At 40.6% G+C, this 21448-nt stretch carries 18 protein-coding genes; 16 read left to right on the top strand and 2 right to left on the bottom strand.

Going from position 1 to position 21448, the window contains the following annotated elements; genetic code table 11:
• Positions 1-1263: 1263 nt before the first annotated feature.
• The 6 genes from MKZ11_RS22570 (at position 1264) to MKZ11_RS22545 (ending at position 9112) form a co-directional block, all read left to right on the top strand.
• Positions 1264-2484 carry an IS110 family transposase gene (locus tag MKZ11_RS22570; RefSeq protein ID WP_340796590.1) on the top strand — a complete coding sequence of 407 codons (1221 nt, stop codon included), beginning with the start codon at positions 1264-1266 and terminating at the stop codon, positions 2482-2484.
• A 631-nt stretch (positions 2485-3115) separates the two neighbouring features.
• On the top strand, positions 3116-4204 hold the full coding sequence (locus MKZ11_RS22565; protein ID WP_340796589.1) for an SDR family oxidoreductase: 1089 nt from the start codon (positions 3116-3118) through the stop codon (positions 4202-4204).
• Between the two features lie 242 nt (positions 4205-4446).
• Entirely contained in the window at positions 4447-5202 is a 756-nt protein-coding gene (locus tag MKZ11_RS22560; RefSeq protein ID WP_340796588.1) for a TerC family protein, read from the top strand.
• Positions 5203-5330: 128 nt separating this feature from the next.
• Positions 5331-6680, top strand: a complete 1350-nt coding sequence (locus MKZ11_RS22555) for a TrkH family potassium uptake protein (RefSeq protein WP_340797093.1) — start codon at positions 5331-5333, stop codon at positions 6678-6680.
• A gap of 453 nt (positions 6681-7133) precedes the next feature.
• Entirely contained in the window at positions 7134-8570 is a 1437-nt protein-coding gene (locus MKZ11_RS22550) for an ATP-binding protein (protein ID WP_340796587.1), read from the top strand.
• 98 nt (positions 8571-8668) lie between these two features.
• Positions 8669-9112 carry a MarR family winged helix-turn-helix transcriptional regulator gene (locus tag MKZ11_RS22545; RefSeq protein ID WP_340797092.1) on the top strand — a complete coding sequence of 148 codons (444 nt, stop codon included), beginning with the start codon at positions 8669-8671 and terminating at the stop codon, positions 9110-9112.
• Positions 9113-9620: 508 nt separating this feature from the next.
• Here the strand turns inward: MKZ11_RS22545 and MKZ11_RS22540 are convergent.
• Positions 9621-10265: a hypothetical protein gene (locus MKZ11_RS22540; RefSeq protein WP_340796586.1), complete on the bottom strand. Its 645-nt coding sequence runs from the start codon at positions 10263-10265 to the stop codon at positions 9621-9623.
• Between the two features lie 233 nt (positions 10266-10498).
• Between MKZ11_RS22540 and MKZ11_RS22535 the strand changes: the two genes are divergently transcribed.
• The 6 genes from MKZ11_RS22535 (at position 10499) to MKZ11_RS22510 (ending at position 15653) form a co-directional block, all read left to right on the top strand.
• Complete coding sequence (locus MKZ11_RS22535; RefSeq protein ID WP_340796585.1) at positions 10499-10657, top strand: aspartyl-phosphate phosphatase Spo0E family protein; 159 nt, start codon at positions 10499-10501, stop codon at positions 10655-10657.
• Positions 10658-10720: 63 nt separating this feature from the next.
• Positions 10721-11656, top strand: a complete 936-nt coding sequence (locus tag MKZ11_RS22530) for an AAA family ATPase (RefSeq protein WP_340796584.1) — start codon at positions 10721-10723, stop codon at positions 11654-11656.
• Complete coding sequence (locus MKZ11_RS22525; RefSeq protein ID WP_340796583.1) at positions 11656-12846, top strand: DUF58 domain-containing protein; 1191 nt, start codon at positions 11656-11658, stop codon at positions 12844-12846. The genes MKZ11_RS22530 and MKZ11_RS22525 overlap by 1 nt, the downstream gene beginning before the upstream one ends.
• Positions 12807-14054: a hypothetical protein gene (locus MKZ11_RS22520; RefSeq protein ID WP_340796582.1), complete on the top strand. Its 1248-nt coding sequence runs from the start codon at positions 12807-12809 to the stop codon at positions 14052-14054. The genes MKZ11_RS22525 and MKZ11_RS22520 overlap by 40 nt, the downstream gene beginning before the upstream one ends.
• Positions 14055-14240: 186 nt before the next feature.
• On the top strand, positions 14241-15104 hold the full coding sequence (locus MKZ11_RS22515; protein WP_340796581.1) for an NAD(P)-dependent oxidoreductase: 864 nt from the start codon (positions 14241-14243) through the stop codon (positions 15102-15104).
• Between the two features lie 99 nt (positions 15105-15203).
• On the top strand, positions 15204-15653 hold the full coding sequence (locus MKZ11_RS22510) for a chemotaxis protein CheW (protein WP_340797091.1): 450 nt from the start codon (positions 15204-15206) through the stop codon (positions 15651-15653).
• Positions 15654-16540: 887 nt separating this feature from the next.
• On the opposite strand, the gene MKZ11_RS22505 is transcribed toward MKZ11_RS22510, so the two are convergent.
• Positions 16541-17005: a YkyB family protein gene (locus tag MKZ11_RS22505; protein WP_340796580.1), complete on the bottom strand. Its 465-nt coding sequence runs from the start codon at positions 17003-17005 to the stop codon at positions 16541-16543.
• A 344-nt stretch (positions 17006-17349) separates the two neighbouring features.
• Here MKZ11_RS22505 and MKZ11_RS22500 point away from each other — a divergent pair, with 344 nt between their 5' ends.
• The 4 genes from MKZ11_RS22500 to cbpB all read left to right on the top strand — a co-directional run bounded on the left by MKZ11_RS22500 (position 17350) and on the right by cbpB (position 21116).
• Positions 17350-19404, top strand: coding sequence for a putative bifunctional diguanylate cyclase/phosphodiesterase (locus MKZ11_RS22500; protein WP_340796579.1), 2055 nt, complete (start codon positions 17350-17352; stop codon positions 19402-19404).
• 122 nt (positions 19405-19526) lie between these two features.
• On the top strand, positions 19527-20285 hold the full coding sequence (gene fadH / locus MKZ11_RS22495) for a 2,4-dienoyl-CoA reductase (RefSeq protein WP_340796578.1): 759 nt from the start codon (positions 19527-19529) through the stop codon (positions 20283-20285).
• Between the two features lie 52 nt (positions 20286-20337).
• Entirely contained in the window at positions 20338-20568 is a 231-nt protein-coding gene (locus tag MKZ11_RS22490; protein WP_340796577.1) for a hypothetical protein, read from the top strand.
• Between the two features lie 107 nt (positions 20569-20675).
• On the top strand, positions 20676-21116 hold the full coding sequence (gene cbpB, locus MKZ11_RS22485) for a cyclic-di-AMP-binding protein CbpB (protein ID WP_340796576.1): 441 nt from the start codon (positions 20676-20678) through the stop codon (positions 21114-21116).
• Positions 21117-21448 lie beyond the last annotated feature (332 nt).

The raw sequence follows: 21448 nt of genomic DNA, 5'->3' as shown, positions 1-21448 counted from the left end.
CATTTTTTTCGGGGATGAGACCTACAACCTGGAGTGCCATAAATCGATTGAATGTGATCAACGAATGTCCTAATACTTGGAGTGAATTAGAAATCCAGCTAATACCGCTTCGACGCTTTGTGGATGCCTCCCGCGATAAGCCGGAAAGGAGAGCACTTTCAGTCTTATCGCTCCGGCTACCACGAAGTCGCGCCTTCGCTGGATGGTCAATTTGAGAAAGCGTATTTCGTTTTCAGGGATGAGACCTACAATCCGGAGTGCCATAAATCGATTGAATGTGATCAACGATTGTCCCAATACCTGGAGTGAATTAGAAATCCTGCTAATAATACCGCTTCGACGCTTTGTGGATGCCTCCCGCGATAAGCCAGAAAGGAGAGCACTTTCAGTCATATCGCTCCGGCTACCACGAAGTCGCGCCTTCGCTGGATGGTGTATGTGAGAAAGCGCATTTCGGTATCGGGGAAGAGACCTGCAACCTAGCGTGCCATAAATCGATTGAATGTGATCAACGAATGTCCCAGTACAAGAGGAATGAATTAGAAATCGTGCTAATACCGCTTCGACGCTTTGTGGATGCCTCCCGCGATAAGCCAGAAAGGAGAGCGCTTTCAGTCTTATCGCTCCGGCTACCACGAAGTCGCGCCTTCGCTGGATGGTCTATGTGAGAAAGAGCATTTCATTAGCTGTGATGAAATTTGCAACCTAGAGTGCGTCTTTCTCGACTATAATTATATATGTTGATCTCTTGAATCCGGTGTGTAAACTGAGCGAAGGCGCCTATTCGATGCCAGTTGCTGTCACAATTCGAAGGACGTGAATTGTGTCAGTAACTGGACACCGGGTAGCCTCCCGCCATAAGACTGGCGGCGAAGCTGCTTGGCTTATGGGAAGCCACTGAAAAAGTTCTTTTTTTAGTAAGAACTAGTTGATTGTAGTGGAGAGCGGCGACTCCAGCGGGAACAGCGCGAGCTGAAGACCCCACAGGAACGCAGTGACGAGGAGGCTGAAGCCGTGCCCGCGGAAACATACTAACATTAGTAGCACAAACCATGGCCATGGTTTGTGCTACTATTTTTTATGGTAGAAGTGAAGCGAAGTCGTGCGGACGCTGGAATCTTTGAATTCGTATAAGGAAACCGACTCACTTCACATCCTTATTTGAATCAGTTTAGTATGTTGGATCTTCGAGATCGTGTATAAGAAAGTGGAATCGATAAGGCAATGTGAAGGCTTCTATGAAACATAAGAGGAGGATGTAGGATGAATAATGTAGTTGCTTTTGACGTGAGTATGGGAAAAAGTACAATGGTGGTGTACGATCACAATCAACATTGCCGATTCGAGGGCGAAATGGAACATACAGTCACTGGGTTCATGTGGCTAAAAGAGAAGTTGGACAATTTGAAAGAACAATCTGGCCTAACACCTGAGATCGTGTTTGAAGCTACCGGGGTCTACTCACAAGGACTGGAACGCTTTCTTAAGGAGGAATGTTATCCATACAAAAGGCTAAATCCCCTACAAGCGAAGCTGCAAATGGCCTCTATGCGCAGAAATAAGACAGACATTAGTGACGCACATGAGTTAGCCAAGTCCCATTTCAAGGTCGACCGTGAAGAAACGTATGTCCAGGAGGCCTACTTTGAACAAATGCGTGCGTTGGGGCGTTACTACGACGATGTAGAGAAAGAGATTCAGCAGTATTCGAATCGATTACACGCCTTTCTGCAGCTGAGTTTTCCAGCACTGGAAAAGGTGTTCTCCAAAAGGTCGGTCTTGTTTTTAAATGTGATTCAATTGTATCCCCATCCAGATTGTCTAAAAGGTCAGTCAAAGGAAGTAATTACGAAACACATCAAACAAGCCACTTATAAGCACCTCTCGATTCACAAAGCAGAAGAGAAAACGATGGAACTGCTCATTGCTGCAGAGGACACATATCCAGCTATCAAACAGGACGATGTTCGGTGCCTGCACTTAAAAGAAGACGCGGCCCGTATAGTAGAGCTAAGACAAAAGAAGAATGAAATCATTAAGCAGATGGTGGCACTCTCCAAAGAACGCATGGATTTCCAAGTACTTGTATCCTTTCCGGGCATCGGAGTACCTACAGCAGTCCGGCTTATCGCAGAATTGGGGGATATCCGTCGCTTCAAGAATCCGAAACAGGTAAATGCCTACGCAGGAATTGATATCCAACGGTATCAATCCGGGAAGCTGCAGTACCAGGATCGGATAAATAAGCGAGGGAACCGTAGGTTGAGAAAAATCCTATATTTCATGGTGATGTCCATGATTTCTTTGCGACAACGAACGAAGAATACCATTGTCGACTATTATGATCATTTAAAAAAGCAACCTCAGAGGAAACCTCATAAGGTTGCGGTCATAGCTTGTGTGAATAAGTTCTTGAAAGTCGCATTTCACCTTATTCAACACAGAGTCCTTTTTGATTACGAAGCAGCCCAAACCAGTTCGTAATAAGGATATCCAAACTATAGCACAGAAGACCTTTCGAAAAAATAGATAATCGTCAGGTTTATTTGTGCTACTTAAATTCTCTAGCGGAGACCCCACGTATTCCTATCCTTTCTTGATTTCTCTCTTGTTGCTTGTAGTGGAAGCGCTCGACTCCTGCGGGAATAGCATGAGCCTTGAGACCCCGCAGGGAGCGAAGCGGACGAGGAGGCTCAAGCCATGCCCGCGGAAAGCGAGCGCTGGAACGAAAAGCAATTGCCTTGGGCTATTTTTTATTCCCCCACCAATTTTTTTAGAAATTACTTGACTAGAGGTAAGAAAGCGTCCGCTCGGAACGGAAATCAACGGTATTGAAGGAAATCGTACTTTTTCAGTCCCCTCGCTTATGGCGGGAGGCATCCCCTAGCGCCGTAGCGGATTCAAAGGAATTCCTTATCGCAGCATATATTATACAAATTGAAATAAAGAAATTTTTCAAATACGCTCCCGTAGCTCATAGTAAGGCGTCTGCACTCAGGTTCTAAACCGTATTCAATATTCCAACTAATAGAGTGAATTAAACGCCTCTATATATCTGAATATTCTTTCGGGTTATGCAAGCTGATGCTATACTAATAAAAAAAGGGAGGATTTTATGCGAACTCATTTTTTCACGGGATTTCCCGGATTCATAGCTACACAATTAATAAAGGAATTGCTGCATCTTGGTGAAGTGGAAAAAATTTACGCAATAGTCCAATCGAGTCAAGCTGATCTTGCAAAAGAAAAAGCCGCTTTACTATTAAAGGAAAAGAATATAGACATTCCGTTTGAAATCATTGTCGGAGACATTACAAAATCCGGCCTTGGGATGGAGCGGCAGATGATTGAAAAGTTGCGTGAAGAAGTGCTTACTGTCTGGCATCTTGCTGCCATATATGATCTTGCGGTAAAAGCGGAAATAGCTTGGGAAGTAAATGTCGAAGGGACAAGAAGGGTGAACGAATTCGTCCAGAGCCATCCGACTATCGAGCGTTTCATGTATTTCAGTACAGCCTATGTTGCAGGGAAGAGGGAAGGTAAGTTACTTGAAACTGAACTGATTCGTCCCGTTACTTTTAAAAATCATTATGAAGAAACTAAATTTGAAGCGGAGTTGCTCGTAGAAGGGCTGAAGAACGATGCAGCTGTAACAATCATTCGCCCGGGAATAGTGCGTGGTCATTCTGAAACTGGCGAGACCATCAAATTTGATGGACCCTATTTTTTCATGAATATGATTGATAGATTGCGATGGATGCCAATTATCCCGTACGTAGGAAGAACTGATGCATACATTAATGTTGTGCCGATTGACTATATTATCAATGCGGCTGTGTATTTATCCAATCATAAAGAAGCTGCCGGCCGAACAGTCCACTTGACAGACCCGACGCCGCATCCAATCGAAGAAATCTATAGCGCAATGGTCGTTGAACTGACAGGGAAAAAGCCAAAAGGAAGAGTACCCCGACTCCTGGCTGAAAAAGGCCTTACTTCAATCCGTTTACAACGAAGGCTAGGCGTTGAAGCGGAAACACTGGACTATATGATGTGGAATGCGACTTTCGATACGACAGTTGCGGAAAGGCTGCTTGAAGGAAGCGGAATAGAATGTGCTGATTTTCTCGAGTCGATTCCCTCAATGACAGCTTTTTATGAAAAAAATAAGAAAAACAACGAATATCATATTAAAATCGGTTGATTCAACGTTTACATTAGCGTTTAATGTGGTATAATAAAACAAAAGTACCCGAACTTAATAACTTTTGACTTTACGTCAAAGGGGAGTAGCTATAGGGAGACCTATTTCATAGTCGTCAATACATGGCTTTTGCCATCGGTTATGATAGCTGGATTTTGCAACTAAAATTCTAACTTAGCGAGACCTTTGCCTTTTATTAGGTGAGGGTCTTTTTAATTTGTAAAATAGTAGGAGGAATTTATTTGGAAGCAATATTATTGGAATATGCATGGGTACTTGTTGTACTCATCGTACTGGAAGGGCTACTCGCAGCGGACAACGCAGTTGTCATGGCGGTCATGGTCAAGCATTTACCGCATGAACAACAAAAGAAAGCACTTTTCTACGGACTATTTGGAGCGTTTGTTTTCCGTTTTGCCGCATTGTTCATGATTACGTTCCTTGTGAATATTTGGCAAATTCAAGCGCTTGGGGCAGCATATCTTTTGTTCATATCCATTAAGAGCATTATTGATCAGCGAAAAGGCGGAGAAGCACATCCTGATGGGAAGAAGCGTAAACAGTCAGGTTTCTGGATGACCGTTGTCAAAGTCGAACTGGCGGATATCGCATTTGCGCTCGATTCGATGCTTGCGGCAGTGGCGCTCGCGGTAACCTTGCCTGAGCTTGGTGACTTCCACATCGGTGGTATCAACGGAGGACAATTTACCGTTATGTTATTGGGAGGGCTTATTGGCTTAATCATTATGCGATTTGCTGCACGCCAATTCGTTGTCCTATTGGAAAAATTCCCGACTTTGGAAACGGCAGCATTTCTTATCGTCGGATGGGTTGGGGTCAAGCTGGTTGTCCTCACATTGGCACATCCAGCTTTACAAATCCTCGATCCAGAATTTCCGCATTCAACACTTTGGCAAACGACATTTTGGGTTGTTCTTGTCGGAATTGCACTTAATGGCTATTTGGCAGGGGTTAGAAGTAATAAGAAGAAAGCGTAAAGTAAGGAACAGCCATGCGATCGCATGGCTGTTTTTAAAATTAAAAAAAGTTCATCCTTTCTTTTTTCATTCGACTTCTCTAAAATAGGTACGACACCTTGACATTGGTGAAAGGAACGGTGAACTGGATGAAATTCAATCGCGAGAATTTACGCAGGTTTACACCTGCACAAGTTATAGTTTTTTATTACTTTCTGGCCATTGCCTTTTCATTATTACTGCTGAATCTGCCAGGCGTATATTTACCAGGCATAAAGATAAGTTTCATTGATAGTTTGTTTACAGCAGTCAGTGCTGTAAGTGTTACTGGATTGACGCCTATCAGTATCGGAAACACCTATTCGGTTTTTGGTATTTGCATGCTTATGCTTGTTTTGCAAATAGGCGGAATTGGGATAATGTCGATCGGTACATTTTTTTGGCTGCTCGTTAAAAAAAGGATTGGTTTGCGTGAAAGACAACTTATCATGGTTGAACACAATCAATACAGCCTTGCAGGGCTTGTGCATCTGATCAAAGAAATCATTAAAATAATTATATTGATTGAAATCATTGGAGGTTTCATATTTACAGTTTATATTATGCGGTTTTATGATTCCTTTGGAGAAGCGCTCTTAAATGGGATGTTCATGTCCGTTTCTGCGACAACCAACGCGGGCTTTGATATTTCAGGAACGTCACTCACGCAGTACTTCAATGATTACTTCGTTCAGATATTGACAATGATCTTAATTATACTCGGTGCTATCGGGTTTCCGGTTCTTATGGAAGTGAAAAGCTATTTTTCTAAAAAAGTGCCTCATTTCCGTTTTTCCTTATTCACAAAAATTACGACAGCAACGTTCGGTATTCTCCTCGTTTTTGGTACAGTAATGATTTTCATTTTAGAATCAATGCATTCATTCAAAGGGATGGCGTTGCATGAAAGAATATTTACGGCGCTATTCCATTCAGTCTCATCAAGATCGGCTGGTCTAACTACGTATGATGTTACGAAGTTTAGTGAAGCTACAGATATTTTTGTTAGTTCGCTGATGTTCATCGGTGCATCGCCAAGTTCAGTAGGGGGTGGAATTCGAACGACGACATTTGCGATAGCAGTCTTATTCCTTATAAACTTTGCACGCGGTAACCAAGTCATTAATATTTTTCATAGGCAAATAAAATTGATCGATGTGTTCCGATCATTTGCGGTTATCATTTTAGCGCTGATGATGGTTATGACCGCTCTCCTCATACTGCTTATTACGGAGCCTGGTGTGCCGGTTGTTGCATTGTTGTTTGAAATAACATCCGCTTTCGGGACCTGTGGCATGTCACTTGGAATCACATCTGAACTTTCTGTGGTGGGGAAAGTGATTATTATGCTGCTTATGTTCATAGGGCGGGTCGGGCTTATTTCATTCCTCTTTACATTGGGAGGGAAAACTAAGAAAGTGCATTATCATTATCCCAAAGAACGAGTCATAATCGGATAATAAAAGGCTGTTCCAAATTTTAAATTTGGGATAGCCTTATTTCATTTTTATTTATTTCTGCAATTTTCGATAAATGAAGAAGAAAATAGACAGTAATCATTCCTTTTTGATATAAATCCGATGCAAGATTTATAGGGTGTTCCCTAATTGTAAATCCAGGAAGGACTAGGTTATATTTTAGCGACACGTATAGCCTCGAATAGAATATCAGAAAATTTTATTTGGATATATTTCGCTTTTAAGGTTGGTAGGAAAATATACATAGTTCTGTCCCTATTTTTTGCTCCAATACATATAAGTTACTTATTACTAATATGGGTATAAAGGTGTATTTCTATTGTACCTTTAATATGGAATAATCTGAATAAGAGTATTTTTGTACAAATTTGACCTTTCTGCATGAATCATTGTCATTTTTCATACTGTTTTGAAACGGGATCAGGAGGTATATATGTGAAGAATAATATGGAAAAGGTAAGGGCACATATCTCATTTTTAATGAGCAATGTGAGCAGACCAGGCATAGTTTTGGGGTTAGATGGAACAATCATCGAAAAAAATGAGGCATTCTGTAATACCTTACGTATTGATAAATTACGGAATATTAGAGAGTTTTTGGATGAATCCGCCATTGAACTGTGGGTGAGTTTTTCAAAGCGTGCGTATGTAGCGGAACAGCCATTATTCGATATGTTACCTATTCAACTAGTGTTAAATGAGACTTACACTGTGAAAATGCATCTCACTTATTTTGAAGAACCTCGTTTAGTAGTTGCCCTTCTGGATATCCCGAAAACGTATGATCGAGTGTCAGAAATGACTTATCTGAATGTATTCCGTAAATCGAAAGACTTCGAAGTCATAGTCGATCATAACGGTATCATTTGTGATGTAAATGAAATGCATGCTGAGTTTTTTAATGAACCCCGGGCTTATTTTATTGGTAAAACTGCCGATATGCTATTTAATTTCTTTTCGGATTTTCACGAAGAAAATTTTACGTTTATAGACACACTTATTACCCATGGATTCGCGGAAAAAGTTAGGTGTTTTGAACGTTCACCTGGGGATATGAGATATTATCATACTACAGCTTTTCACGATAAAGAAACGAACGTCTATGTAGTCCGGATGATGGACCGAACGGATAAAGTGAAACTTGAACAGCAATTGGACCATTCAGGTTCATTGTCAGCGATCGGTCAGATTGCAGCAAGTATTGCGCATGAAATCAGGAATCCGATGACGACCCTGAAGGGGTTTGTACAATTACTTAAGATTTCTGCTTCGACTGATTCAACAAAATATCTTTCTGTTATCGATGAAGAATTAGCAAGAATGGAATCGATATTGAGCGAGATGCTTCTCCTGTCCAAACCTTCACTGAACAAAAAAACGACATTCTCATTAGGCGTTTTGGTTGCTGACATGGTTCAGATTGTTCATCCGAAAGCTTTAATGGATGGAATTACGATTACGCAAAAAGAGAATAGACTAAAAGATACAATGATAACTGGGGATGCTGATAAAATTAAACAAGTGCTTCTCAATTTGTTGAAAAATGCACTTGAAGCGATGGCACCCGGAGGAATTCTTACGGTTTCTGTGAAAGCGGATACTTCTGGAAAAATTACTTTGGGAATTACCGATACAGGTAAGGGTATGGATGAAAGTCAAGTTAAGCAGGTTTTCATGCCATTCTATACTACTAAGGCAGATGGAACGGGACTTGGATTGCCATTCGTTTTGAAGGTAATTGAAGAACATGGGGGAACGATTGCGGTTGAAAGTGGGATTGACAAAGGCACAAGCTTTATAGTGACATTACCATCGGCAATTACACAAGATCAAAGAATAGATTCAACTGAAAAAAAGGTATTAACACCGTAATGATCGTTTTGATACGTCTTCCTGGTCTTTTGACACGAAGACATGTTTGCCGTTATAATGAGGGCAACTATTGAGCGGAATATAGAAGGTGGCACTGAATAATGACAAAAGATACAGAACGTGCATTAAAATTATTTATCGTCCTTTCGAGAGCGAGTAAAGTAATTTTGGAAGAAGCACATAAACCGAGCGAAAAGCATGGTCTTAACCCGACTGAATTCGCTGTACTAGAATTGCTTCATCATAGAGGAAGACAACCAATCCAGAAAATCGGACAGAAAATTTTACTCCGCAGCGGATCAATGACTTACGTTGTCGACAAACTTGAAAAAAGAGGATTATTAGAGCGTGTCTTTTGCGAGGAAGATAAACGGGTGACATATATGTCGATTACCCCGGCTGGTGTCGATTTAATGACATCCATCTTTCCAGAGCATGCTGAAAATATTGAATCCCTCATGTCTTCTCTATCCATTGAAGAACAAGATCAAGCAATTGAATTAATACGGAAATTGGGGCTTTCGGTTAAGAATCTATCATGAAAATGAAAGTAATGGAGCATTTGAAAAGTCCATCGTTATAGAGTGGACAATGAATACCCCATAATATTCGCTTTGGCAACCACCGGAAAGGTGCCTACGTTATTGATGGGTACCTAATTAATCGATCCGGCATATATAGATAACAGGCGGGCTTTACCTCGAAATTACTAAGGGAAGGCTCGCTATTTTTGTTGTTTAAAAAGTGTGCTAATCGGAGGGCGCAAAAAGCAAATCATATTCCATGATAAATAAACTGACGGAACAAAGATTTAGAAGTGTTTCCAAATAGTGAGTTGGAACATAGACGGGGATGTGATGTATCGGCATCTGCTTATTTAGCATGCAGATATATGAGGACGTGGTCATATTTACAGAAAACCTCAAGTGGATTCTGCCTTTTTTAAATGAAGGATGCAGAATTAGAAAAGTAAAAAGAGACAACTCGTTCAAAATCGAACGAATTGTCTCTTTTTGAATATAATGAACACTTACAAACTTGTGTATTCTATTATTTACTGACAATCGTTTCGCCCATGTGAAGGAAACGTTCAAAATGCTCCTCTTTTGGGGAATCGTAGATTGTAAGTCTAACGATCATTTCGTCACGTTCAAAGATGATTCCTGTAATTGACGCAGTCTCAGCCTTTACGGAAAGAACTTTCGCGTTTTCAATACCTTCAGCAGCAGGAATTGCTTCTGCATTTGTAACTTCGGTTGGCGTACCGCCATCGCTCGACGCTTCAAGTACAGCAATCATATTATCTGTTAAATAGTCATATGTGCCGTCTTCCTTTTTCACCGTTTCAATACGCATGAACACAGCTTCGTCGCCTGTTACCATTAGACTGTCCTTGCCAGGTTCTTCACTGGTCAATGTATAATCAGGAAGTACAGAAATAGTATAATTTTGTTCATCGCTTTCTTTTAGCTGTGCGTCTTTCAAAATATCTACTTGGCTATCAGGAGATGTCGATTCATCAGCAACCTCTGTTTCCGTTCCCTCATTTTCAGTAACTGTACCTTTGTCTGTTGTCTCCACTTCATTCGCAGATCCATTTGTACTATCATTCTCCGTTTCGGGACTTGTACCACAAGCGGTAAGTAATAAAGTGGTCGCGATTGCTGCGTATATAAGTTTCCATCTGCTTTTCATCGTAAACCCCTCCTTGTTAAATTAGACGTATGAAACGTCTGAATGTTTCATTGGGTATATTCTATCTTATATAGTGTGCCTTAAAAATAGTATAACGTAAAGTCTTTTCTATTGCTGATATGACTGTCTGATCGTTTAGAGTTGTCGGAATCTGTCGGAAATTCATTCTCTTATTCTGTACGTATTCCTGTATAATATAAAATCAGCTATGTTTAATCCAAGGAGGGATTATCTTGGAGTGGAATTTAGAAGAAGAAATCGAATTAATACGCGAAAAGATGATGAATGCAGCAGCGAAAAAAGGGCTAACCGATAACGAGACAATGTCGTTCAGCAGGAAGCTGGATAATCTTATGAATCAGTATGAAGAATTAAAAAAAGTCGACAGTTAAGCTAGAAGATATCCATTTTGGGTGAAAACATAGAAGGGTATATTGAGAAACGGGGGGAATTAATTGACGACAATGCAGGAATTTAGAGATGAATTGAATAATGCAATTATTGGCAGGAAAGCAGAATTTGATTTTATGTTAATTGCTTTGTTGCAACAGGGGCATGTTCTGCTTGAGAGTGTGCCAGGGTCGGGTAAGACGATGATGGCGAAAACTTTTGCGAACGCTTTCCAAGGTGCTTTTGGAAGGATTCAGTTCACGCCGGACGTACTTCCTTCCGACGTAACGGGAGTCCGTTATTTTAATCCCCAAGTGCAGGAGTTTATATTAAAGGAAGGTCCTGTATCTACGAATATTTTACTGGCGGATGAAATAAACCGGGCAACGCCACGGACACAGTCGAGCCTGTTAGAAGCGATGGAGGAAAAACAAGTAACGATTGATGGAGAAACGGTAAAACTGCCGACGCCTTTCATGGTCATTGCAACGCAAAATCCGATTGAGTCTCAACAAGGGACATTTCCTCTACCGGCTGCACAACTTGACCGTTTCCTTTTTAAGTTGAATATAGGTTATCCGTCATTCGAAGAAGAACACCACATTTTAAAGCAGTACGGGAAGAATCCAGGTGCTATTACGGCGTCCTCAGTCATTGGCCCGGCAGAAGTGGCAAAATGGTCAAAAGAAGCGGGAGAGGTAGCTGTACATGAAGATGTGGAACGGTACATATTGAAAATCGTTCGAGCTACAAGAGAACACACCTATTTGGAACTTGGACTTAGTTCACGTGCCGCCTTGGCGATTTTTCAAGCGACAAAAGCGCATGCCTATATTTCTGGCAGAAGTTACGCAACCCCGGATGATGTGAAAAAAGTAATCGGACCAGCGGCATTGCACCGACTGGAATTGTCTACAGAAGGGATGTTAACAAAAGAACTGGAAGAAGTATTGAAAGACATTGTCGAATCGATCCCGACGCCAATCGAGGCGACCGTTTAATGAAATGGATTCGTTATGAGGAAGGATTTAAACCGATTCATACAGGGATGGGAGTTACGCTAATCTTTTTCCTGTTTGCGCTTATTTATAATCAAATTGAGCTAGCTGCTTGTTTTGCAGCTGTCTTTGCCCTGTTTTCTTTCCAAAACATTTACTATTCTAAAGTGGGTAAAAATTTGAAACTTTTACCCCCGCGCAATCGTAGCCGTTTTCTTATAGGATCAGTAAATGAAGTTGTATTTGAATTTGAAAATGGCAAAATACCTATTTGGAACGGAACGTTAACATTATCAATTGAGGATTCTGTCATACCAGCGGTGGAAAATCTTCAACATTTCAGCGGTATTTTTGATTTCACTGTACCATTTGCAATCGGTAGCGGAGAAAAGATAAGAATTACAATCCCGTTGGAAGGCAGAAAACGTGGAATAGCTAGAATTACACGAATGACAATTGATATCCCGCATATTTCTGGGGATGGGTCGGTCTTGTTGGAGTTGGCCGAACCAATCAAACAGGAAAACCTTGTTTATCCGAAAATTGTTCCGTTAAAAGGGGAAATTCAACCCTCTCCATTTAGGCCAGGGGAAGTGGATCAGCGACAATCACTTTTCTATGATGTATTTCAGCCCGTTGGAACACGTGATTATGTCCCCTCAGACCGATTCGATCAAATTCACTGGACAGCAAGCGCACGCATGCAGAAATTACAAACAAAAGAGTATTTGCCGGTTACCGAGCAGTCGATTCTATTCATTATGAATGCGATTGAAAAAATGCGTTCGCCTGAAGATTTTAATCTGAAAATTGAACGGCTTGCTTCTTATGTCGATTATTGCACACGAAATTCGATTCCATTTGCGATTGTTATAAATATCCGTACATTCGGTGCAACACCCTATATGTATCTGCCGGCGGGGACTGGTAAAATTCAGTATCAAAAAACGCTGGAAATGCTTGCAAAGTTATCGGATAAAAATGCTAAATTGCCATTTGAGAATGTATTGCAGAAGGTGGAGTCTAAAGGGATTTTACCTCCAACTATTATACTCATCACGCATGAGCCTGAACGGTTCAGTTCATTTGTGAAAAGATGGACCAAATATAATCAAGTCAAATTGGATAGTTTCTATGAAGGGGGGGACGATAAATGGCTCAAGAAGGAACTGAAAGAAACAGGATCCGATTAATAAGTTCGGAAAGAACTGTTCTTGAGCTGTTCCTAATTGTCTATCTATTCCTTTTCTTAACGAATGGTTCAAGTGTAGACTCACATTATTTATGGCTGATTTTGTCCATGGGAATAGGGAGCATTACGTATTTGCTATTTTCTAAAATGGAGTATTCATTAGGCATCGGAATCCTACTGGCCGCGTTGTTAGCCATGCCATTTTACTTTAACGGGATACCATTAGTGGTTGTATTTATGCTGTTTGTCTATTCCTTTTGGCGGTTGCAAGTGAATTTTGGCGAGACAAAAGCTAATGGCTGGCCATATCTTGTGTTGAATACGGTTTTCTTTGCTTTTTTTTACTTTATTCTAAAGCTATTTTTCGTCAATGCAAATGCAGACGTTCTGATGAATCTGCAAGTTGTTCTGTATTTGATGACGACGGTCATTTACTTTATCATTCGCTTCATAGTGATAGGCTTAATTGGCTTGCATCTCCGTAATTTCAATTTAGGGGATGCGGGAAAAATGTTTGCAACGATCTTAGGTTTGGGAGTCATTACGTTTCTGGCCGTCTATCATCTATTGCATCCAGTCAGGTTAGTTATCATCGTGACAGCCGGTTTTCTATTCGGCGGGCTATTCATGCTGATTGGAAAAGGAATAACCCCTTTAATTGATTGGTTTATTGCTAGATTTGATGCGGCGAGGGAAAAGCTTATTGAAGAAACTGAAAAGCCGGAGTACACCGTTATTGACTTCAATATGGTAGATGACATAAAGGTTTTTGGTGGAGTATTTTTGAAGATAGAATTAGTGTTAATGCTAGGGATTTTTATAATTGCTCTTGTTGCATTTATCCTAATCGCAAAAAGACGAAAAACACATTTGTCAGGTAAAGATACTGATCATACCTTCAGGTCAGGTGGAAGGCAAAAGAATAAGAAGAAAAAAGAACTTGTTTACGATTATTCAGAGTCTGTCGACGCTGTGAGAACTGCTTATAGGGAATTTGAGCAGGAAGCACAATCTTCAAAAGTTCCACGTTTAAAAGGAGAAACTGTTAAAGAGTGGTTTTTTAGAATGGACTGGGGGCAAAATGATGCGTTATTCAATACGTACGATAAAGTTAGGTATGGCTCACATAAGGTCTCAGTAAAAGAAGGAAACCATTTTATCGAGGAACTCGATAAAATAAAGAATAAATATTTTGCAAACAATGTTTAATATGCGTGAAAAGGGGGGAAATTAAGATAGAACACAGCAACATTCTCATTTCCCCCTTTTGAGGACGGAGCCCTATTACAGGGTCCGTCCTCCTTTTTTTGTACAAAATAAGAAGTGAATGATGAAAGAGAGATTTATCTTTGGTAGGATTGAAAGTAATACATTTATTGAATAGGGGGAATTGAGATGGAAATCGCAAAAATTGCATTCATTGGAACAGGGGTTATGGGGACTAGTATTGTCAAACATCTTTTAGACAGTAATTATGAAGTGGTCGTAAATACACGAACAAAAGGGAAAGCTGATTCTCTTATTGAAGCTGGAGCGGTTTGGGCAGATACTGTGGTGGCAGCAGTGGAGCATGCCGATTTGGTCTTCACGATGGTTGGGTATCCGGCAGATGTCGAAGAAGTCTATTTTGGCGTCGGTGGTATTCTGTCTACTGGTCGAGCAGGTCAAATACTTATCGATATGACGACATCCAGCCCTGCACTGGCAAAGCGTATAGCGGAAGCAGGAGCTAAGCTGCAGATGGAAACCATCGATGCACCGGTTTCCGGAGGGGACGTTGGGGCAAAGAATGGTACTTTGTCGATTATGTGCGGCGGAGATGAAAAAACATTCGACAAAATATCGCCGGTTTTATCGGTATTTGGAAAAAATATAGTTTATCAAGGAATAGCAGGTGCAGGACAGCACGCGAAAATGTGCAATCAGCTTGCTATCGCTTCGAATATGATCGGAGTTTGCGAGGCATTAGCGTATGCAGAAAAGGCGGGACTGAATCCAAAGACTGTATTGCAATCTATTTCGACAGGAGCTGCAGGTTCGTGGTCATTGTCAAACCTAGCCCCCCGGATGTTAAATGGTGATTTCGAACCTGGTTTTTATGTTAAGCATTTCCTTAAGGATATGAATATAGCGCTAGCGGAAGCAGAAGCGATGAAACTGGCACTTCCAGGCTTACAGCTTGCGCGTGATATGTATGAAAAGCTTGTTGAAAAAGGGTTTAGTGACAAAGGGACACAAGTCCTATATAAAAGTTATTAATAAACCTAAATAGTAATAGAAATATGCCGAAAATAGATATAAGTGTTCAATTAATGCAGTACAAATTATTAAAACATAGGAGATGAGTAGGTGAATGCAATGAAGTCGGATGTAGTAACATATGAAGTCTTTGAATTTGTTGAGTTTCAAGTAGGGAAAAATAACTTTGGAATTGGGATTCAGCACGTGCGTGAAATTATTCAACCTGTTCCTGTTACTGTATTGCCGCATGCTCACCCGTATATTGAAGGTATCATTCAATTACGTGGAGAAGTACTACCGGTCATCAATTTGAAGAAAGTGACAGGAAATGCAGATAGTAATGATAATGACGATTCGAAATATATCGTAGCGGAATTTGACGGGACAACAGTTGTCCTGGATGTAACGGCCGTTACTCAAATCCAACGTATCAATTTCTCTGATATCGAACCTGCCTCAGATATGTATACAGGCAATAAAGTGCCTGTTTCCGGAGTGATTAAGCGTGATAGCGATATGATTCTTCTTGTTGACTTTGAAAAAGTCATTGCTGAACAAATTAAATAAGTGGGCGCTTGGGGTCTGGATATCGATCCAAGTTGAAAAAACTTATATTTTTCATTAACCCCTTAAAGGTGATTTTCATAGAAAACAGCTAAAAAAATCGTTAACTATATAAGTTGAAATTAAGAATCAAATTGAATCTGCTGTGGTGCTCAATTAATGAGAGAGTTGTAATTTAGGGTGTGGATTGTATAACGCTTGGCGCTTTGCGGATGCCTTACGCCGTAAGCTTGGATTAGCGCTTCGCATCCAGTCTTACGGCTTCGGCGACCCCTTTGCCGCGCCTGCGCTAGAGTGTTCTATATTGAGAGAAATGTGATGTTGAGATGTATATGCCGAGATTATAATGTGATTACTAGTTGACATTAATTATATTCAAGAAAGACGCACTCCAGATTGCAGATTTCAACACAGTTAACGAAATGTGCTTTCGCAAATAGACCATCCAGCGAAGGCGCGACTTCGTGGTAGCCGGAGTGATAAGAGCAAGGAGGGATGCAGCTCAATCCCTCCCAAGTGGTCTTCTTTCTGGCTTATTACGGAGGCATCCACAAAGCGTCGAAGCGCAGTATTGGTAGGAATTCTAATTCGTTCCAAGAAGCTTTAGTACTATGTTACCTGTGCCTTTGGAGAGTGACAGATGAAAGACCATCACAGGATTACCGAAAAAAATAGATAGGGATGCGACAAAGTAGCATCCCTATCTATCAAAAAAACGGTAATCATGTAGGCGTTTTTCAATCCAAAGCAATCCAAAAGCACCTGTACACAGAGCATCCAATAGTTGATGACAAGAGTAAATAGTTATTTACCGTTTACTTTTGGCTAATCCACCTGTGTGTTTGATTTATATTTTCGGACCTCTTAAAAAACGGGCGAGTCCCGCCCGTTCACTTGCCATCCAAATAAGAGGATCGGAAAGTTTGGGTGTTCTGTATGCTGTGAATCGACTTTTTTGGAACAGCTTTTTTCTTCTCAGCTACTTTTTGTTGAAAAGGTTCGGCATAGTTTGAAAGAAGCTCACGCGCTGTTTTCAGGCTCATCCGTTCTTGTGGATTGCGAGAAGTAGGATCTTGTTGTCCGAGGTGGGGAAGTGTATTGAAGTCATCTTTTGCCGGGATCGTATGAAAGAGGAATTCGTCACACCGGACGAGGACTGTCGAGTGTTGCTTACTGAATTTCGGATTGTCGACGAAATGTAACCCGATTTTTTCTGCATTGCCGGAGCTAAGAAGTTTCTCTAGTGCCATTTTCTTCAGGCCATAGAGCTCTTTATTATCAGGTGCTGTTTTTGCATGACGATTAACCGTATAAATAGCAATTGCTAATTGTCGGATGGAATGATTATTTTTCAAAATAGACCTCCTTCTCTGGAAGATTGTATGATTGTATATGTTTTGATAATACCAAGAATGAAAGAAATTTACAACTTCCGACATATTATACTGAGAATACATACCAATTCAACATAAAATAACATTATACTATTAGTTATGGGGTTGTGGGCATGTCTATTCCACATTGGCAGCAGGTCATCCGACAAATAAAGTCGCGCTTTATTTCGATACATAAATCTAAAGAAGTAGCACAATCTAATTTTGTTATGACCATTATTTGTTGAGCTTTCAGACAAATAGAGAGTAGTTAATCAAAATCCTTTTTAATAGGTCAGATAGATGCACTACAAATGGAGGAACTCATGGGAAACGCTAAAATAGAAGAACGTTTAGAAAAAATAATAGCGTCTTATATTTTCGACCATTCGTTCAAGATGTCGATACTTATAGAAAAAAATAAGCAAGGTGTTTTTGAGGTGTGCTATGCCAATTCATTGGCTATGCATTACTTTTCAGGTGTCGCTAACCAATCGGCAGCTAGTTTTTTTGGAGGCCTATGGATTCCGATCAACCGCAAGTTACAAAAAAGACAAAACCAATCATCTTGCCCAGCTAAGATTCGGGCGACTCACAATGAGATGAGTGTGATGTTTGAAGTGGGTTTTCAATATCATACTGAAGAGCACGGTGGGGAAGTTATAATTATCGAATTGCATGAACGGGATGATATCGCAGCTGAAAGAGAATTACAAAAAGAATTACAGCATAAATATAATTCCATAATTGACCATAATCTTGATCCGATTATAACCATTGATCGGAATTTGAAAATTATCTATGCGAATCGTGCAGTCCATTTAGCATTTGGCTATCGATTTAAAGAACTTTCCGGCCGTTCCATTCTGAACCTTTTTGGAGAGGAAAAAATAGCGGAATTCCAACTGTTTTTGTCTCGCACGCTAGCGGGAGAATCGATAGAGATGGAAGGGGCATCATTTTTCCATAAACGTGGCCGGTTATTGCCGATGTATTTGAAAACAATCCCCGTCTTGGTAGATAATGAAGTGAAAGAAATTCAGTTAATATTAAGGGATACATCCGTGCATCAGGAAAATAATGAAAAACTTCTTTACCTTTCCTATCACGACCAATTGACAGGTCTTTGGAATCGTCGTGCCATGAAAGAGCACTTCAAGGAAGATTCTCACTACGCATTGAAAAGTGATAAAAGAGTATCTTTCATACATTTAGGACTTGATCGTTTCAAATTAATCAATGATTCTATTGGACATAATGGTGCGGACGAAATTCTGAAAATGGTCGCGGAAAGATTAAAAGTAATCTGTCCTGCAACTGCAAGATTATACCGTAACGGCAGTGACGAATTTATAGTCTCTTTGCAAAATCACTCTGTGCCGAAGACGGAGGAGTTTGCACAAAGGTTGCTGAATGATTTCGGAAAACCATTTTATTATAATCACCAAGAATATTTCATGTCCGCATCGATCGGAATTGCTGTTTATCCGGAAGATGGAAAAACACTTGAAGATCTATTGCGGAAATCAGAACAAGCACTTGTCTTTGTAAAAGATCGCGGCCGATCTCATTATCGCTTTTTCCAAGAAGAGATGAATATGTCTTTCACAGATGAAGCTCTGATGGAGTCGCATTTGCGCAGGGCAATTGAATTAAATGAATTGACGGTTCATTATCAGCCGCAAGTCGATTTGAAAACGGGATATATTAGCAGTTTCGAAGCACTTCTCAGATGGAACAATGGGAAATTCGGATTTGTTTCCCCGGCGCAATTCATACCTATTGCGGAAGAATCGGGACTTATTCATGGAATTGGTGATTGGGTGTTAGATCAGGTATGCAGCCAGCTGAAAGAATGGCAAGATAAACAGTTCAAACCGGTTAGGATCGCCGTGAATATTTCACCAAAGCAGTTTAGCATGGAAGACTTTGTAGATAAGTTAAAAAAGAAAATTTCCGGTTATGGTATCGTGCCCTCTTCTCTTGAAGTGGAAATAACAGAAGGCGCATTGACGAAAATGGACGAAACCCTCACGACGCTTAATGAACTGAAAAAGATCGGGATTTTCATTTCTGTTGATGATTTCGGCACGGGTTATTCTTCACTCAGTTATTTGAAGCAATATCCAATTGATATTATTAAAATCGACCGTTCTTTTATAAAAGACATTGAAATTGATGTTAAGAATGAAGCAATAGCGAAAACAATTATCAATCTAGCTCATAATCTTGGGATGGAAGTCATTGCAGAAGGTGTGGAAAAGGATTTACAGGCAACAATTCTACTCGAAGCTAAATGTCAGAAAGCACAAGGTTTTTTATATAGTAAAGCGATTCCGGTAGAAGAAATTGTAGAAAAGTATTTTAAGAATAATGCTTAAGAAAAACGGTCAACGTAGAAAATTCGTTGGCCGTTTTTGGTCTATGCTTTTGTTCTCGTCATTAGCGCAGTAACATGTTACAATTATGAGTGAATATTCATTCATTACAAGGGGGAATAGGAATGTTTGATGAAAAAGTCATAATCGTAACAGGTGGATCGAATGGAATGGGGAAATACATGGCGAAGAAATTTGCAGCTGAAGGTGCACAAGTTGTTATTACAGGTAGAGATATAGATAGATTGAAAGCAGCTCAGGATGAAATCGGAGAGCGCGCACATACATTTCAGATGGATGTGCGCAGTGTTGAATCAGTTGCAGCACTTGTTGCTTTTACGGATGAAAAATTCGGTCGGATTGATGGATTAGTAAACAACGCAGCAGGGAACTTCATCGTCAGGGCAGAAGAGTTATCACCAAATGGCTGGAAGTCTGTTATTGATATCGTACTAAATGGAACGTTTTACTGTTCAAGTGCTGTTGGAAAATACTGGATCGAAAAAGGTCAAAAAGGTTCGATTTTGAATATGCTTGCAACGTATGCCTGGGATGCTGGCGCTGGCGTCATTCATTCAGCGGCGGCTAAAGCAGGTGTTATGTCGTTAACTCGAACTTTGGCAGTGGAATGGGGAAGCCAATATGGAATCCGTGTAAATGGTATAGCACCGGGTCCGATTGAACGAACGGGCGGAGCAGAAAAGTTATGGGAGTCTGAAGAAGCTGCAAAGCGTACACTGGAATCGATTCCTTTAGGCCGTCTTGGAAAACCTGAAGAGATTGCAGAGCTTGCAGCATTCATCATGTCTGATAAAGCCTCGTACATGAATGGAGAAATTGTAACTCTCGATGGCGGTCAATGGCTTAACAATTCACCGTTTTAAGGATAACTTTTAGCCATTTTGCACATCCTAACTTCAAAAGGAGAGATGTGCATTGGGTATATGGGCAGTTCCATTAATTATTGTTGTTTTAATCATCTGCATAATCGGCTTCGTCTCCGTAAAGAAATGGAATAAGGCAGAAGCTGTTATTGGAGCTCAGGGCAGTCAGATTCCCGCGGAGATTGAAGATCATCCATTTACATTGAATCCGATAATTTGGATCGCTCTTGTCGCCGTATTTTTTATAGGAATTGTCATTTTCTATTACGCAACCTCTTCTTAACTGAAGGGGTTTTCTTTTTTGGATATAGGGTTAGAAAGCCCTTCTTATGATATGATAGATATGTAGTTTTAAGATGAACAGCATAGCTACAGAAGGAGCAGATTTACATGATATCTGTAAACAATAAAGACTTTCTCTTCACACCGATAGCGGATTTTATCATTTCTTCTGAAAAAGTCGCGCACGTGCAGGTTGGAAATAATGCAGAGCACGCTCTCCTTGTTCTAACAAAAACAGGTTATTCAGCTATTCCGGTTCTTGATGCGAAATACCATCTTAAGGGACTTCTCAGTATGGGAATGATCACAGATTCTATATTGGGTCTTGAACGTATTGAATACGAAAGACTAGCAGATTTAAAAGTCGATGAAATTATGCAAACTGATTTGCCATCCATAAAAACGACGGACCGATTCCAAAAAGGCCTCGATTTATTAATTGATCATACATTTCTTTGTGTGACAGAACAAGACGGCACATTTGCGGGCATATTAACACGAAGAGTAATAATGAAGCAGTTTAAAAAGTATATTTATTCAGCACAATAACAGCATTGGTCAAATTACGGGCTCCTAGTAGGAGCCTTTTTGTGTATTTGGCGTACTCTTAAGTTCTTGTTTATAGATAACCTTGAGGAAAGGGTATTTCACGTTCGTATTCCAGGCGCTTGCGCTTTTCTTATTGTCCAGACTCCAGCGCCTAGAGGCTCGGGTCATAAGTCGGTCCGGCTATGCGGCAGAGCGCCGCTTCGCCAGCCCGTCTTATGCCTGTCGCCTCTGACCAGGCGCTTGCGCTTTTCTTATTGTCTAGCTTCAGCGCCTAGAGGCTCGGGTCATAAGTCGGTCCGGCTATGCAGCAAAGAACGCTACTTCGCCAGCCC

This window comes from Sporosarcina sp. FSL K6-1508 (genome assembly GCF_038007465.1).
In the GTDB taxonomy this organism is placed as follows: Bacteria; Bacillota; Bacilli; order Bacillales_A; family Planococcaceae; genus Sporosarcina; species Sporosarcina psychrophila_B.
Note: the sequence above shows the minus strand (reverse complement) of the source record. Positions and strands in the feature narration are given on the sequence as shown.

Excerpts from the sequence above, each read along its gene's own strand:
- MKZ11_RS22570 (WP_340796590.1), top strand. The coding sequence starts at position 1,264 with ATGAATAATGTAGTTGCTTTTGACGTGAGTATGGGAAAAAGTACAATG.
- MKZ11_RS22565 (WP_340796589.1), top strand. The coding sequence starts at position 3,116 with ATGCGAACTCATTTTTTCACGGGATTTCCCGGATTCATAGCTACACAA.
- MKZ11_RS22555 (WP_340797093.1), top strand. The coding sequence starts at position 5,331 with ATGAAATTCAATCGCGAGAATTTACGCAGGTTTACACCTGCACAAGTT.
- MKZ11_RS22540 (WP_340796586.1), bottom strand. The coding sequence starts at position 10,265 with ATGAAAAGCAGATGGAAACTTATATACGCAGCAATCGCGACCACTTTA.
- MKZ11_RS22525 (WP_340796583.1), top strand. The coding sequence starts at position 11,656 with ATGAAATGGATTCGTTATGAGGAAGGATTTAAACCGATTCATACAGGG.
- MKZ11_RS22520 (WP_340796582.1), top strand. The coding sequence starts at position 12,807 with ATGGCTCAAGAAGGAACTGAAAGAAACAGGATCCGATTAATAAGTTCG.
- MKZ11_RS22515 (WP_340796581.1), top strand. The coding sequence starts at position 14,241 with ATGGAAATCGCAAAAATTGCATTCATTGGAACAGGGGTTATGGGGACT.
- MKZ11_RS22510 (WP_340797091.1), top strand. The coding sequence starts at position 15,204 with ATGAAGTCGGATGTAGTAACATATGAAGTCTTTGAATTTGTTGAGTTT.
- MKZ11_RS22500 (WP_340796579.1), top strand. The coding sequence starts at position 17,350 with ATGGGAAACGCTAAAATAGAAGAACGTTTAGAAAAAATAATAGCGTCT.
- fadH (WP_340796578.1), top strand. The coding sequence starts at position 19,527 with ATGTTTGATGAAAAAGTCATAATCGTAACAGGTGGATCGAATGGAATG.
- cbpB (WP_340796576.1), top strand. The coding sequence starts at position 20,676 with ATGATATCTGTAAACAATAAAGACTTTCTCTTCACACCGATAGCGGAT.